This is a genomic window from Bifidobacterium sp. FKU, assembly GCF_026016385.1.
In the GTDB taxonomy this organism is placed as follows: domain Bacteria; phylum Actinomycetota; class Actinomycetes; order Actinomycetales; family Bifidobacteriaceae; genus Bifidobacterium; species Bifidobacterium infantis.
In genome coordinates, this window is the sequence record NZ_CP092888.1 from 1,310,722 (window position 1) to 1,324,872 (window position 14,151).

The window sequence follows — 14,151 nt, forward strand, 5'->3', positions numbered from 1 at the left end:
CCCTTCCGGGGGCACCCTCGCAGAGGATACGCATAAGCCCCGACCGGTTGGGGTCGGGGCTTATCGAACCGTCAATCCGGCACGTCAATCACGCGCCGGCGTCGCGGCTCAGGCGTTCACGCGGTCGATGCCGGACTGGACGTCGGCCAGCACGGAATCCCAGGACTTGATGAAGGCGGCGACACCGTCGGCCTCCAGCTTGTCGGTGACGTCCTTGAGGTTGATGCCCAGCTCAGCCAGCTTGTTGATGACGGCGTGGGACTCCTCGAAGGTGCCCTCGATGGACGGAGCGCCGTTGCCGTGGTCGGCAAGAGCGTTCAGGGTCTTCTCCGGCATGGTGTTGACGATGTGCTTGGCGACCAGCTCGTCAACGTACTTGCAGTCAGAGTAGGCGGCGTTCTTGGTGCCGGTGGAGGCCCACAGCGGACGCTGGACCTTGGCGCCCTTGGCGGCCAAGGCGGCCCAACGCGGATCCTCGGCGAACTTCTTCTCGAAGAGCTCGTAGGCCAGACGGGCGTTGGCCACGGCGGCCTTGCCCTCGAGGGCCTTGGCTTCGTCGGAGCCGTTGGCTTCCAGCAGCTTGTCGACGGCGCTGTCCACGCGGGAGACGAAGAAGGAGGCGACGGAGCCGATGTGCTTCAGGTCGTGGCCGTTGGCGTCAGCCTGGGCGATGCCCTCGATGAAGGCGTCGATGACCTGCTCGTAACGCTCGAGCGAGAAGATCAGGGTGACGTTCACGGAGATGCCCTTGGCCAGGGTGGCGGTGATCGCCGGCAGGCCTTCGAGGGTTGCCGGAATCTTGATCATGGCGTTCGGACGGTTGACCTTCTCCCAGAGTTCCACAGCCTGCTTGGCGGTGTTCTCGGTGTCGTGGGCCAGACGGGGATCGACCTCGATGGAGACACGGCCGTCGACGAAGTCGGTAGCCTCGGCGATCTCGCGGAAGATGTCGGTGGCGTTGCGCACATCGGTGGTGGTGAGCTCGCGGACAGCGGTCTCAACGTCAACCTTGCCGAGCTCCTTGAGCTGAGCGTCGTACGGGCCGACCTGGCTCAGGGCCTTCTGGAAGATGGACGGGTTGGTGGTGACGCCGACCACGTTCTTGTTGGCGATGAGGTCCTGCAGGGAGCCGGACTCGATGCGGGAGCGGGACAGGTCGTCCAGCCAGATGGAAACGCCGTTGTCGGACGTGCGCTGAGTTGCTTCAGTCATTTATTTTCTCCTTGGATTCAAGCCCTAGGCTCCCCTCTCCTGGGAGAGGGGAGCTGCCCGTAACACGGACTGAGGGGAGTGGGCTCAAGCATTGCTCCCCTCAGTCAGGCTTTCGCCTGACAGCTCCCCTCAGGGAGGGGAGCCAACAATTATTGAATTATTGCTTAGTTGCTCACTTGGCGGCTTCGGCTTCGGCGATAGAGGCCTTGGCGGCTTCCACGACGTGCTCGGCGGTGATGCCAAGGTCGATCATGTTCTGAGCGCCATCGCCCTGCAGGCCGAACTGCTCGATGGAGACGGGCTTGCCGTAGGAGCCGAGGTACTTGTACCACGGCATGGCGACGCCGGCCTCGACGGAGACGCGGGCCTTGACGGCGGCCGGCAGCACGGCCTCCTTGTACTCGGCGTCCTGCTCCTCGAACCATTCGAGGGACGGCACGGACACCACGCGGGCCTTGACGCCCTCGCCGGCCAGGGTCTTGGCGGCGGCCACGGCCCACTGGACCTCGGAGCCGGAAGCCATGAGGATGACGTCCGGGGTGCCCTCGGTGTCCACGAGCACGTAGGCGCCCTTGCGAACGCCTTCCTTGGCCTTGGCGGCGGTCTCGGCGAGCACCGGGACGCCCTGACGGGTCAGGATCATGGCGCCGGGCAGCGTGTTCTTCTTCTCGAAGAAGTAGCGGTAGGCCTCGGCGGTCTCGAAGGCGTCGGCCGGGCGAATGACCTCAAGCTGAGGAATCGCGCGGAAGGAGGCCAGGTGCTCGACCGGCTGATGGGTCGGGCCGTCCTCGCCGACGGCGACGGAGTCGTGGGACCAGATGTACAGGTTCGGGATCTGCATGAGGGCGGCCAGACGGACGGCGGAACGCTCGTAGTCGGAGAACATGAAGAAGGTACCGCCGAACGGACGGGTGTGCGAACCAAGCAGGATGCCGTTGGTGATGCAGCCCATGGCGAACTCACGCACGCCGAAGTGCAGCTGGCGGCCGAACTCGTTGCAGTTCGGCCACTGAACGGTGGCGCACTCGGCCGGGGCGAAGGTTGCAGCGCCCTTGAGGTCGGTCTTGTTGGAGCCGCCGAGGTCGGCGGAGCCGCCCCAGAGTTCCGGCATGACGGCGGCGATGGCGTTGAGCACGGAGCCGGAGGCGCCGCGGGTGGCGACGTTCTTGCCGACTTCGAAGGTGGCCTCAAGGTCGTCCAGGGCCTTATCGAAGCCTTCCGGCAGCTCGCCGGCCTTCAGGCGGTCGTACAGGGCGGCCTTGTCCGGGTTGGCCTTGCGCCAGGCGTCGAACTTCTCGTCCCAGGCCTTGTGGGCCTCCAGGCCGCGATCGGCGACCTTGCGGGCGTGGGCCAGGGCTTCTTCGTCGACGTGGAAGGACTCCTCCGGATCGTAGCCGAGGAGCTTCTTGAGGCCGGCGACGGCCTCGGCGCCCAGCTTGGAGCCGTGGGAGGACGGGTCGTTGGTCTTGCCCGGGGTCGGCCAGGCGATCAGGGAGTGGACCTTGATGAGCTTCGGCTGGTCCGGAGCGGCCTTCTCGGCCTTGGCGATGACGTCGGCCAGGCCTTCGATGTCCTCCTTGTAGGAGCCGTCGGGCTGGATGAAGCTGAACTCATCGGTGTACCAGCCGTAGGCCTGGAAGCGCTTGAGCACGTCCTCGGCCAGCACCAGGTTGGTGTCGCCTTCGATCTGGATGCGGTTGGCGTCGAAGATCACGGTCAGGTTGCCGAGCTTCTGGTTGGCGGCCAGGGAAGCGGCCTCGCCGGAGATGCCCTCCTCGATGTCGCCTTCGCCGCAGATGGCCCAGATCTTGTGGTAGAACGGGGAATCTTCCTTCGGGGTCTCCGGGTCAAGCAGACCGCGCTGGAAACGCTCGCCGTAGGCGAAGCCGATGGCGGAGGCGAAGCCCTGACCCAGAGGGCCGGTGGTCATTTCGATGCCCGGGGTCAGGCCGTACTCCGGGTGGCCCGGGGTGCGGGTGGCCGCGCTGCCACGGAAGCTCTTGAGGTCGTCCAAGGTCACGCCGTAACCGGAGAAGTACAGCTGGACGTACTGGGTGAGGGAGGCGTGGCCACCGGAAAGGATGAAGCGATCGCGGCCTTCCCAGTTGGGATCATTCGGATCGTGCTTGATGAAGTGCTGGTACAGCGTGTAGGCGACGGGCACCAGGGAGACGGGGGAGCCGGGGTGGCCGGAGCCCGCCTTCTCAACCGCGTCAGCCGAAAGGACCTTCGCCATCTTGATGGCGCGCTCGTCGAGCTCGGTCTCCTTGAATTCGGTCATGGATTACTTTCCTTCCAATTGGTCGGGCCGCGTATCCGGCTTGTGCCGGGCGCTTGACGCCCTCACATTGCGATTACCATGCTACCGTCGGTTTACGACGTTGTGGTGCAATTTTGGCGTGTTTTGGTAGTTTGTGTTCTGTTAGCGTTCACAGTGAACATTGCTACGCTGCAAACGAACGCATTAGCACTCAAGCCTAAGGAGTGCTAATACAATGTTCTAGGGTGAAGTGCGCCACCTGCACGTGACGGAGCCAAGAAAGAGGCAATATTTCTGGGTTCCCGCGTGTCGCGGCGTGGCGAACCGACCGTCGGGGGTACGCCCTGAGTGAACCGTGACTGATATGAAATGTATATATATGAGGAGGCGCGCATGACGCAATCAAGACGCATGCTGGTGCTGCGCGCCGTGGTGGAGGATTACATCCGTTCTCAGGAGCCCGTGGGCTCCACTTCGCTGACGCGCGACCATGATCTCGGCGTCAGTTCGGCCACCATCCGTAACGACATGGCCGCTCTGGAGGACGAAGGCTATCTGATTCAGCCGCACACTTCGGCCGGTCGTGTGCCCACCGAAAAGGGCTATCGATACTTTGTGGACCGACTTGCTACCGTGGTGCCGCTCAGCGAGGCGCAACGCCGCGGCATCAACAGCTTCCTGTCCGGATCGGTGAGCCTCAAGGACGCGCTGCAGCGTTCGGCACGACTCTTGTCCGAAATCACCGGTCAAGTGGCCGTAGTCACCTCGCCATCGCTGGCCAAGGCCACATTGCGGCATGTGGAGATGGTGCCCGTTGCCATGACCACGTTGCTCGCGGTGGTGATTACCGACACCGGCCGCGTGGCCCAGCACGGCCTGACCATCGCATCCATGCCCGCCGTGGACGAGATCAACCGGCTCTCCAACACCGTCAACGAACAATGTGTCGGACTGTCCCTATCGAAATCCGCGGAGACCGTGCGATCCATCGCCGCCAGCGCCGGCTACGAGTCGGTGCGCGGCGTGGCCGACGCGCTGGCCGACGCCTTCGAATCGATGGCATTGGACGAACGTGCGAACGAACTGTACATGTCCGGCACCTCGCACCTGGCCCACTCCCGGTCCCTGACCGATCTGGCCCCGCTCTTCGACGCGCTGGAAGAACAGGTCGTGCTGATGAAGCTCATGAGCAACCTGAGCGAGGAGACGAATGCATCCGGCGTGGGCGTGGCCATCGGCTCCGAAATGCACACCCCCGGCCTACTGCATGCTTCCGTGGTCAGCAGTGGCTATGGGCGCAGCGGTGAGGCGGGCGAACCGGCGGGGAACGATCCCGTAGGCGAACCCGAAACCGAATCCGAGACGGAGAGCCAGACGAACGACATGGAACCTATCGCCTTCGTTGGCTCCATAGGGCCGACCCACATGGACTATGCGGCCACTATGGCCGCCGTCAGGGCCGTAGCCAGATATTTGACCGCCTTCCTCTCCGAAGGCCGGACCCAAGACTGACCGCCGTCTGTGGCACAATGACCCGCAGACCAAACGAACACAAAGGATCAATCAAGTGGCAGATTATTACGAGACGCTGGGTGTGGAACGCGGCGCCAGTGACGACGAGATCAAGAAGGCATACCGCAAGCTCAGCCGTAAGTACCACCCCGACATCGCGGGCCCTGAGTTCGAGGACAAGTTCAAGGAAGTGAACAACGCCTACGATGTGCTGTCCAATCCGGACAAGCGCCGCATGTATGATTCGGGCGTCGACCCGAACGATCCGAACGCCGGTGCCGGCGGCTTCTCCGGGGCGGGCTTCGGCGACATGAGCGACGTGTTCTCCACGTTCTTCGGTTCCGCGTTCGGTGGTGGCTCACAGGGCCCGGTGCCGCGTACCCAGCCCGGCCGCGACGCCCTAGCCTCCGCGTCCATCGACCTGAAGACCGCCGTGTTCGGCGGCACCGCGCATGTCAAGATCAATACGTTCTCCCTGTGTCAGGAGTGCGGTGGCTCCGGTGCCCAGGGCGGCGCGCAGCCGGTCACCTGCCCCGACTGCCACGGCCAGGGATTCATGCAGAAGGTCGTGCGCACCATGCTCGGCCAGATGATGACCTCCGCCCCCTGCGAACGTTGCGAGGGCCACGGTACCATCATCCAGAACCCCTGCCCCAGCTGCATGGGCCACGGCCGTGTGCGTACCACACGTACCGTGGGCGTCACCGTGCCCGCCGGCATCAACGACAACGCGCGTCTACGCTTGGCCAACCAGGGCGAAGTGGGTGAGGGCGGCGGCGCTGCCGGCGACCTGTACATCGACATTCGCATCAAAGCGGATAAGCAGTTCACTCGCGATGGCGACGACCTGCACTGCTGGATTCAGGTGCCGATGAGCTGGGCCGTGCTCGGCCACGATCTGTCCATTAACACGTTTGACGGTGAGAAGACCGTGTCCATCCCGGCCGGCTGCCAACCTGAGGATACGGTGACGCTGAAGGGACTGGGCGTCACGAACATCCGCAACAAGGACGAGCGTGGCAACCTCATCGCCCACGTCAATGTGCTGATTCCCACCAAGCTCAACGAAACCGAGCGCGGCCTCATCGAACAGTTCGCCGCCTCGCACGATTCAGGCGCCACGCACGTCTCCCAGGCATCCCGTCCACAGGCTGGCCAAAAGAAAGGCTTCTTCAGCAAGTTAAAAGACGCACTGAGCTGAGAACGGGTTGGAAAATGGCCGCTTTGCCTTGCGGGAGTAGGGCTGAGCGGCTTTTTCCGTTTTAACCGGTTTTAACGGTTTTTAACCTGTTTTTACGGAAAATGTGGGCAAAATGTGGGCAGAAATCGAGCCCGCGAAGCCCTCTGCCACAACGCGAAATCAGCCCCGTCCGGCAGCAGTCAAGCTCTGTGCGAGCTGTCTGCGATGCCGGACGGGGCCGAACTATGTGTGGTTATGCGGCGCGGTCGAGGCGTTGTTTGATGGCGCTGACGCCGATGAGCGTGCCGGCGAGGATGCCGAGCGCGTTGAGGGTGGTCACGATGGCGTCCACGTGGGGCCAGCCCCATGCGGGGCCGACCGTGTTGACGAACACGGCGAGTGCTGGCAGGACGATGAGGCCGAGCCATTTGAGCACATCGTAGACGCGGCTGGGGATGAGCCAGTCGGGCACGTCATGGGTGACGTCGGCGGTTTCGGGCCAGTCGCCCGTGTCGATGCCGGGGAGTGTTTCGCCGGTGTCGGCCGGGGTTTTGCTGTCGGTCATGTTTGCTCCGATCAAAAAAGGATGATGATGGTGGGTGATGCCGTCACCCGGTCATGCGGATGACGGCATCGGTTTGGGTTAGCGGCAGGTCACCGTGTCGCCCACGTAGTAGACGTTGATGTTGCCGCTGGGGACCGAACACTGGGAGACGCTGTAGCCGTGGGACGTGGCGAACTCCCACACGGTGTCGCCCCACTGGAGGACCTTGGAGACCCCGGTGGACGGTGCGGGGGTGGCAGTAGAGCCGCCGCCGTAGGTGACGACATCGCCCACGTAGTAGCGGTTGATATCACCGGATGGCGTGTGCCACATGGACAACGGCCACGCGTTATACGCTACGGCGAGTCCCCAGATGGTCTCGCCCCACTGCATGACGTGGCTGATGCCACCCGTGCTGGGAGTGGGCTGGGGGTTGTTCGGCTGCACGGGCGCGGCCGGTGTGGCCGGAGGCGTGGAGCCGCCGGCCGGGTTGGCGTACAGGTCCCACTGCCATGCCTCGCCACGGAACACGTTGAGGTCGATGGGACTCCACGTGTTGACCACACCAGTACCTGAGTACTGGCGCATGGCCTCACCGTATGCGCCGATCATCCACGGATTGGCCTGATAGCCGGTCGGGCTCATGTTGGCGTACTGGGCGATCCACAGGCCGTAGTTGCTGCGGATGTCGCCGGGGATGGTGCCGGCCACGGGGCCGGTGTAGAGCAGCGGCTTGACGCCGCCCGAGAGCCGTTCGCATTCACCCATGAAGCGGCGTACCCAGTCCCAATTGCCCCATGCGGGGTTGTCGTCCATCTCCCAGTCGAGGGCGACGATGCCGTGACGCCAGTAGTTCGACGTGTTCCGGTAGAAGAACTGGGCCTCGGCTTCGGGGTTGCCGCCCATGGCGTAGTGGTAGAGGCCGAACCGTTTGCCGGACGCCTGCGCCTGGGCGATCATGCGGTTGGCGTCGGTGTTCACACCGGACACGAGGCAGTTGTTGTTGACCTGTCCGGTGCCCCATGTGGTGCCGACCACGACGAAATCGGCCTGCATGTTATACACGTCCGCGCCGCACTGCCAGTTGCTCATGTCCACGCCCTGCATGTCCGCGTGCGCGGTCGCCGGCGCGGACGCGAGCAGCACGGCGAACAGTGCCGCGATGAGGGCCTGTAGCGGCTTGCTTTTGTTTTTGAACTTGCCCAAATTCGTTTTCCTTCCTATGTGATGGGTGGGCATGAAAATAGCCCCCGCCGGAATCGGCGAGGGCTAAGCCTTTGGTTTTCTCGGCGCTATCGGCGCGTCCTGTATGTCCTGATTGACTTGGGTGCCGTGCCCGTTGCCACCAAGCGCGTGGTAGGTGGCGTACACGCCTTCGGCGCGGGTTTTGAGGTCGTTGTCGGCGATACCGCCCGCGGCGACCATCTCACGCTGCATCTGCTCCAATTTGCACAGGAGCATGGTTTTCACCCCATCCTGCAGTGGGTCGAGCCGCTGGTCGAGCTGGGTCAGGCTCGCGTCCACCTGATCGAGCCTTTGCGACAAGGCCGGGTCCGGTTTGCCCGCTTGGTCGATGCGGCGCAGTATCCATCCGGAGACCGTGCCGCCGCACGTGGTGATCACGGAGACCAGGATCGCTGCCCATACGGGTATCATCTCGGTCAAGTCATGGCCTTCTTTCCTTTCGCTAATTGTTTTGCAGTGGCATGGTGTGGCCGGGCAGCGCGTTGGGTGTGGCGATGCTGTCGAGCACGTCGAGCACGCTCCGGTTCTTCTCGTCGAGGTCGTCCCTGAGGGGTTTGTCGTGGTTGTTGGTGATCTCCCCGCGCGTGGCCCGGTCGCGCTCCCTGCCTTTCCGGTCGCCCCACAGGGCGGTGGCGATGTTCGATACCACGGTCAGTGCGGCCACGATGATGTACGTCCAGGCGGGCAGGCCTTCGGGAAGATTCATTGGTGTGCCTCCAGGATTTTCGTCTTTTTCCGGGTTTCGCGGCGCAGGTAGTCCTGTCTGAACGCCTCGTAGCGCGCGTGCCCGTCCCGTTGCCGCCCAGGTCGCAGTATCGCTTGCCGGCCTCCAATTGGCGTTCGTGCTGGGTGCGCTGGTGTGGGCGAACAGTTCCGTGCGCAGCTGGTTGAGCTGGAGCTCGTTGAGGCTGTCCTCCGCGTTCTCCAGCCGCTCCCAGTCGCGGTCCAGTTTGGCTTGCAGGGTCCTGATGGTGGCGGGGTCGGCCAGCGCGTCGTCGAGCTCCTGCCGGGTTATGGTCATGCTCCTGCGGTCGAGGCGTTTGAGCAGCCACGCGACGAATGTTCCCGTGCCGCCGCGCCCAATATCGCGATCAGCAGGGTCGCCCATACGGTTATCTTCTCGGTCAAGTCATGGCCTTCTTCCCCTCGCTGGCGGTCATTGCACGGCCTTGATGTTGATTGGTGTGAGTTTGGTTTTGTCGGGTGTGCCGTCCGTGTAGGTCAGGTCGCGGTATTCGACCTGGCCGGCGATTGCGCCGGTGTTGATGTCCCTCGTGTGGCAGTGTTCGAGGCGCATGCTGTCCCATACGCCCAGGGAGTCCATCCGGCAGCCGTAGGCCTCCAACCGTCCCTTGGCGAGGCGGAAGCCCGTGTATGCGCAGTCGCGCATAACGATGGTGCCGGCCGCTCCGGAGTAGCAGCCGTACGATGTGGTTGCGACCCGGCCGTCGGTGTTGAACCGGCAGCGTGCGAACATGACGTTGTTGAGCGTGATCGCGTCGTTGATCACAACGAGGTAGAGGACGCTGTCGTACGCCTCGACGCGCGTATGCGACGACTCCCGCCACGACCGCCACGCGATCGTCCCCTCGCACGCCTCGAGACGCACGAGCGCGTCCATGTCGAGGGAGCCCCCCATCAGGGTGACGAGCCGGTTCGGCTCGTCCGCGGCTTTGTCGACCCTGCAGTCGCGCATGGCCACGCTCGCGTCCGCGGCCTCGACCATGCTCCCGCTCTGGCCCCACAGCCTGCACCGCACCATGTGCACGTGCTTGCCGGTGTAACCGGATCCCGACGCGGCGGTATAGCCGTTGCGGCTGTACGCCACCGCGGATACGGCCACCCAGTTGCGCGCGTCCGGCTCGCCGACGAACCAGCAGTCGGAGAACGTGACTTGCACCTGCTCGCCGGTCACGCTGGTCTCGTTGCCGTACGTGCCGCCGTCCCTCCCGTCCCAGACACTCTTCGCCTCGCAGGCCGTCGCCTTGTCGCCGACGTAGAACCTGCATCCGGCCACGACGGCGCTCCAGCAGTTGTACAGGTCGAGCGAGTCCCAGCGCGACCCCTGCCCCTCGAACACGCACGAGTCGAAGCGGCACATGTACTTCGATCTCACCGACACGTACTCCTTGTGGCTGAAGTCCGGGCTGGTCTCGTCGCCGAGCGTCCGGTACACGTCCCAGTCGGAGCGCTCGAACCGGCAGCCGCTCATGTCCATCGTGCCCATGAGCCTGCCGGTCTCCCCGGACGCCTGCACGCGGATCCCGATGTTCATGAACTCGCAGTTGCGGAACTCGAGTCCGGCCATCTGGTCGAACACGATCTGGTGGTTGCGGAAGTCGCTGCCGTTGCCCGAGTACGCGCCCGAAAACACGCAGTTGACGAACGTGGCGCGCGCCAGCCCCTTGCGTTCGTCGCGCCCGTTCATCGTCCACAAACGGCCCGCGGGTTTGAAAAACCGGCAGTTGACGAACACCATGTCGTCCGCGGACGACATCTGGGTCTCCGGGTAATCCCGGTCGAACGTGCAGTTGAGGTAGACGCGCCGGCGCGGCACCATCAGGCTCGTGTTGTCACGCTGTATGACCACGTCGCGCAGCAGGACGGGCAGCAGCGCGTCCACGGCCGCATGCGACCTCGAATCGACGGCCGACAGGTACGAGGCCACCGCCTCGTCCGCCGGCACCGCGTTCACGCCCGGCAGGCCGCGCGGGCCTTCGGGTCCTTGCTTGCCTCTTGGCCCGGGCATGACAGACTCGACCAAATCCACGATCTGCTCGCTCATAACAACTCCATTCCGTCTAATCGCTTAATATCCAGCAGCCCCAGCCGACCGTGCGCACGGTCGCACCCGAGGGGCTCACGACCACGCATTTCCACCGGCCGGACCGGCGTTGTTCCCAGATTTCGGCCGTGAACGCCGATGGCGGGATGTTCGCCACCGCATGACCGTCGTCCGTCATCTCGTCGCACGCCCGCGAATACCACAACTCCACGCCGTCCGGGCTGCGCAGTTCGATGCGACCGCTCCACGCGCTCAGATCCACCGGCGTTATCTCACCGGTCGACAGATCCCGCTTGCGCCAACGGCCGCCCAAACGCTCGCTGTCGCCACGCACGAGACGCACGTCACGCGGGACCACGCGTTTGCCGTACACGCCGTTCATATGCTTCCTCCCCTCACTGATCCGCTCATCCGGTGACCGTGCCCTTGTTCTCCAATGCGGTCACGCGCTGGTCGAGCTTCGACAACTGGTCCTTGAGCCACACCTGGTTCTTGTAGAGCGTGTGCTGGATCTGGTCGACGCGGCCGTCCGTGGCCGCGAGACCGCTCGTGATGGCCTTCAACTGGTTGACCGTGCTGCCCTGATCGTCCACGATGGATTTGAGGGTCTTCTGCTGTTCGGCGAGCTGTTCCTGCGCGGTCTTCAGTTCGGCCTGCTGCCGTTCGAGTTGCTTCTGCTGTTCGGCAAGCTGCCGTTGCTGCTCGCCGATCTGTTCCTGTTGCTGCTGCAGTATGACCTGCTGCAGGCCCTGTGCCTGGGTGAGTTCGTCGAGTTTCGAGGTCAGTTGGGTCAGTTCGGTGCCGGTGGGCCGGTTCGCCTCCTTCTTCGACGCCTCGCGTTTGCGTTGCGCGTTGACCTGGCGGGAGGCCCAGTCGGCGCCCGGCGACGAGTACACGCGGGTCAGATCGGTGACCGGCGTATCCAACGGTTCGCCCTTGTCGGCGTCGACGCCCGTGACGACGGCTTGGGCGAGGAGCCTCATACCTTCGTCGTTTGGGTTGATGCCGGTGGCGTGCATGTCGGGGTCGGAGCCACAGATGGCGCGCATGTTGCGGATGACGAGCGCGTCGGCCGAGGTGCCCGCGAGGGTGATCGCGGTGAGAATATGCCCCTGTTTCGCGATTCCTTCGGCATCGGCGGCATCGGGGATGCAGCCGGGGCCGACGCCCACGACGATGCGCGCCGCGGGAAACAGCCTCTTGGCTTTTCCGATCGTGTCCGCGACCGCCTGCCGCATGTTGGCCAGCGACTGGTAGGAGTCGGTCAGTCCGGTCATCAGGAACACGTAGCCGACCTGACCGTGCGCGTATCCGGTGTCGGCTTTCGCAGCGTCGAGCTGCATACTGATGGCGTTTCCGTCGACCAGGTATCCGGCGTCGGTTTTCGCGTAGTTGTGTTCGGTCAGGTTCAGTTCGCCGCTGGCCAGCGTGCTGTACCGTTTCGCCGCCGTGCTGGCACCGGTGCCTAGGGTGACGCTGTCGCCGCACCATACGGCGTGCGTTCCCGCCGGTATGGCGCGGGTCTGGTTGATTCCGCTCACGTGTCGTTCCTTTCCTGGGCCTGCAGGGTGAGCCAGTCGCTGTCCGCGGAGCCGCTCAGGTCGGTGATCTTCAGTCTGAGCAGCCGGGAGCCGAGGTGGTCGTCCTCGACGCGCAGGTCGGCATGGTCGCCGACTTTCACATGGTGTTCCTCGCCGACCTTGACCTTGTAGGTTTCCGCGGGGAACGCGCCCTGGGCGAGGTCTCCCAACGCGTGCGCCTGCAATGTTCTCAGGTCGCTGACCGTGGTGTGCGTGGTATCCGCGGACTGGCAGAACAGGTAACCCTGGTCGGTGAGCCGGGCGGTGGTGCGCCGGCACATGAGGGTCTTGTCGCCGTCCTTGCCGCCGGTGAGCCACGCCTGCGAGGTCATCGACCCGCCGGCCCCGGCCACCGAGGAGAGGATGACGCGCTGGCCGGGTATCACCGCGTTCCACCGGTGCGTGTTATCGATGAGCTCGTTTCCGGCATGCAGGTCGAATATGAGACTTCCGTCGGGTCTGATGCGCGGGTCGAAACGTATCTCGATGCCGTGTTCGAGGCTTGTCAGGTCGAGGATCCGGTCGGCGCAGGTGGCCAGATCCCACGCGTAGTAGGTGCGGGTCCTGTCGCCACCGGTCACCGGAGGCAGGCTGATGGGCAGGCCGCCCCATTGCATGGCCTCGGCGGTCAATCCGCGTGCGATGTCCGCGTAGCTGCCTTTCAGGGTGAGGTCCATGTCCCCGGCGGGGTGTTTCTCGTCGAGGAGCATGCTCCCGTCGCGCCACGAGTCCTTGAGCGCATGGTTGATGACGAGTCGTTTGGTCAGCAGGGTCAGGCCGCCGCCCACAGTGAGCTTCAGGCTCCGGTTCTCTGCGTCCCACTCCCAGTCCGTCAACGGGCCCGCATGCACCACTTCGAAACCGCCGTTGGTGGCGCGTTGCAACGCGATCAGCGCCTTCCAGCAGCGCAGGGATTCGAACAGTCCGAGTCTGGCGGCGGTCCGCGTGTAGTCGACGGTCACGTTCATGGATCCGGGCTGGTTCAATGATTCCGTCCAGTCGGCGGCCGTGTAGGGCAGTCGGTAGAGGTGCCGGCCGGTGACCGGCTCGTACACGTGTACCGTCAACGGGGCGAGCTGTGATGCCATGAGGTCACCTCCATGCCGGTCGTACGATCATCGACGCCGCTCCCCCGCCGACGACGACGGCCGATACGACGGCGCCGCCCGGCGGGATCTGGAATGCGTCGTCATAGGTGACAATGCCCGCGCTGGGTATCATGTCCCGGAAATCCAATGCCAGATTCTGCGCGTCGCCCTGCCATTGCACGCGATGCCCGGCATACCACAACGTCAGCGAGGTCGCATGCCCCGATATCCTCACGTTTGGCCATGTGGCCGCCGTGCCGGGGTTCTGGCAGCGGATCACGCCGCCGGATGCCGTGTAGGTGACCGGCTGCCCGTATTTCAACGGGTCTGGACAGTAGATGATGAGCGTGAAAGTGAACGCGCGGAGACTGAGCAGCATGCTTGGTGCGGGATCATCGGCAAGCCAGCCGGTCAGGGTACGCGCTCCGAGCGTATCCTCCACAAGCAGGGTGACCGGCTGATAGGCGAACGCGCATATCCTGTCGCGGAACTGCGCCGCGGCCACGGTCGAGAAGCGGGCCATCGCGCATTTGATGGTGACGGTTCGAGATTCGCCGGTGAGACGGCTGGGCCAATATGATCCGTCCTGTTGAGGTATCGGGATGCCGGTTTCCCGTGGTTTGGGCGTGCCAAACAGTCCGTCGATGCCATTGAGGGTGATCCATGCATTCGCCCGGTTGTCGAGCCTGTTATCCGTGAGAACGATCGCGTCATTCTCGGATATGAGTTGTATGCGCATGATTAC

The 14,151-nt window shown here is 64.2% G+C and carries 13 protein-coding genes; 2 read left to right on the forward strand and 11 right to left on the reverse strand.

Features of this window, described 5'->3' with window-relative positions:
• Nucleotides 1-108 precede the first annotated feature (108 nt).
• Nucleotides 109-1,212, reverse strand: a complete 1,104-nt coding sequence (gene tal / locus MMB48_RS05790; protein WP_012577443.1) for a transaldolase — start codon at nucleotides 1,210-1,212, stop codon at nucleotides 109-111.
• 172 nt (nucleotides 1,213-1,384) lie between these two features.
• Nucleotides 1,385-3,493 carry a transketolase gene (tkt, locus tag MMB48_RS05795; protein WP_032744136.1) on the reverse strand — a complete coding sequence of 703 codons (2,109 nt, stop codon included), beginning with the start codon at nucleotides 3,491-3,493 and terminating at the stop codon, nucleotides 1,385-1,387.
• A gap of 372 nt (nucleotides 3,494-3,865) precedes the next feature.
• Here tkt and hrcA point away from each other — a divergent pair, with 372 nt between their 5' ends.
• Nucleotides 3,866-4,984: a heat-inducible transcriptional repressor HrcA gene (gene hrcA / locus MMB48_RS05800; RefSeq protein ID WP_012577445.1), complete on the forward strand. Its 1,119-nt coding sequence runs from the start codon at nucleotides 3,866-3,868 to the stop codon at nucleotides 4,982-4,984.
• Between the two features lie 55 nt (nucleotides 4,985-5,039).
• Nucleotides 5,040-6,185: a molecular chaperone DnaJ gene (dnaJ, locus tag MMB48_RS05805; RefSeq protein WP_012577446.1), complete on the forward strand. Its 1,146-nt coding sequence runs from the start codon at nucleotides 5,040-5,042 to the stop codon at nucleotides 6,183-6,185.
• 232 nt (nucleotides 6,186-6,417) lie between these two features.
• Here the strand turns inward: dnaJ and MMB48_RS05810 are convergent, their stop codons facing one another.
• The 9 genes from MMB48_RS05810 to MMB48_RS05850 all read right to left on the reverse strand — a co-directional run bounded on the left by MMB48_RS05810 (nucleotide 6,418) and on the right by MMB48_RS05850 (nucleotide 14,145).
• Nucleotides 6,418-6,729: a phage holin gene (locus tag MMB48_RS05810; RefSeq protein WP_080714758.1), complete on the reverse strand. Its 312-nt coding sequence runs from the start codon at nucleotides 6,727-6,729 to the stop codon at nucleotides 6,418-6,420.
• A gap of 78 nt (nucleotides 6,730-6,807) precedes the next feature.
• On the reverse strand, nucleotides 6,808-7,914 hold the full coding sequence (locus tag MMB48_RS05815) for a GH25 family lysozyme (RefSeq protein ID WP_032744135.1): 1,107 nt from the start codon (nucleotides 7,912-7,914) through the stop codon (nucleotides 6,808-6,810).
• Nucleotides 7,915-7,977: 63 nt separating this feature from the next.
• Entirely contained in the window at nucleotides 7,978-8,364 is a 387-nt protein-coding gene (locus MMB48_RS05820) for a hypothetical protein (protein WP_230581228.1), read from the reverse strand.
• Nucleotides 8,365-8,395: 31 nt separating this feature from the next.
• A complete protein-coding gene (locus MMB48_RS05825) occupies nucleotides 8,396-9,061 on the reverse strand; it encodes a hypothetical protein (RefSeq protein ID WP_050496248.1) in 666 nt (221 codons plus the stop codon).
• A 48-nt stretch (nucleotides 9,062-9,109) separates the two neighbouring features.
• Nucleotides 9,110-10,738: a collagen-like protein gene (locus MMB48_RS05830; protein WP_032744133.1), complete on the reverse strand. Its 1,629-nt coding sequence runs from the start codon at nucleotides 10,736-10,738 to the stop codon at nucleotides 9,110-9,112.
• 16 nt (nucleotides 10,739-10,754) lie between these two features.
• Nucleotides 10,755-11,120 carry a hypothetical protein gene (locus tag MMB48_RS05835; protein WP_032744132.1) on the reverse strand — a complete coding sequence of 122 codons (366 nt, stop codon included), beginning with the start codon at nucleotides 11,118-11,120 and terminating at the stop codon, nucleotides 10,755-10,757.
• Between the two features lie 25 nt (nucleotides 11,121-11,145).
• Nucleotides 11,146-12,279 (reverse strand): SGNH/GDSL hydrolase family protein, encoded by a 1,134-nt coding sequence (locus tag MMB48_RS05840; protein ID WP_032744131.1) that lies wholly within the window; start codon nucleotides 12,277-12,279, stop codon nucleotides 11,146-11,148.
• Entirely contained in the window at nucleotides 12,276-13,406 is a 1,131-nt protein-coding gene (locus MMB48_RS05845; protein WP_032744130.1) for a hypothetical protein, read from the reverse strand. The genes MMB48_RS05840 and MMB48_RS05845 overlap by 4 nt, the downstream gene beginning before the upstream one ends.
• A 4-nt stretch (nucleotides 13,407-13,410) precedes the next feature.
• Entirely contained in the window at nucleotides 13,411-14,145 is a 735-nt protein-coding gene (locus MMB48_RS05850) for a hypothetical protein (protein WP_032744129.1), read from the reverse strand.
• Between the last annotated feature and the right edge of the window lie 6 nt (nucleotides 14,146-14,151).

Bases quoted from the DNA above. Each gene is read 5' to 3' on its own strand.
- tal (WP_012577443.1), bottom strand. From the start codon at position 1,212: ATGACTGAAGCAACTCAGCGCACGTCCGACAACGGCGTTTCCATCTGG.
- tkt (WP_032744136.1), bottom strand. From the start codon at position 3,493: ATGACCGAATTCAAGGAGACCGAGCTCGACGAGCGCGCCATCAAGATG.
- hrcA (WP_012577445.1), top strand. From the start codon at position 3,866: ATGACGCAATCAAGACGCATGCTGGTGCTGCGCGCCGTGGTGGAGGAT.
- MMB48_RS05810 (WP_080714758.1), bottom strand. From the start codon at position 6,729: ATGACCGACAGCAAAACCCCGGCCGACACCGGCGAAACACTCCCCGGC.
- MMB48_RS05820 (WP_230581228.1), bottom strand. From the start codon at position 8,364: ATGATACCCGTATGGGCAGCGATCCTGGTCTCCGTGATCACCACGTGC.
- MMB48_RS05825 (WP_050496248.1), bottom strand. From the start codon at position 9,061: ATGGGCGACCCTGCTGATCGCGATATTGGGCGCGGCGGCACGGGAACA.
- MMB48_RS05830 (WP_032744133.1), bottom strand. From the start codon at position 10,738: ATGAGCGAGCAGATCGTGGATTTGGTCGAGTCTGTCATGCCCGGGCCA.
- MMB48_RS05835 (WP_032744132.1), bottom strand. From the start codon at position 11,120: ATGAACGGCGTGTACGGCAAACGCGTGGTCCCGCGTGACGTGCGTCTC.
- MMB48_RS05845 (WP_032744130.1), bottom strand. From the start codon at position 13,406: ATGGCATCACAGCTCGCCCCGTTGACGGTACACGTGTACGAGCCGGTC.
- MMB48_RS05850 (WP_032744129.1), bottom strand. From the start codon at position 14,145: ATGCGCATACAACTCATATCCGAGAATGACGCGATCGTTCTCACGGAT.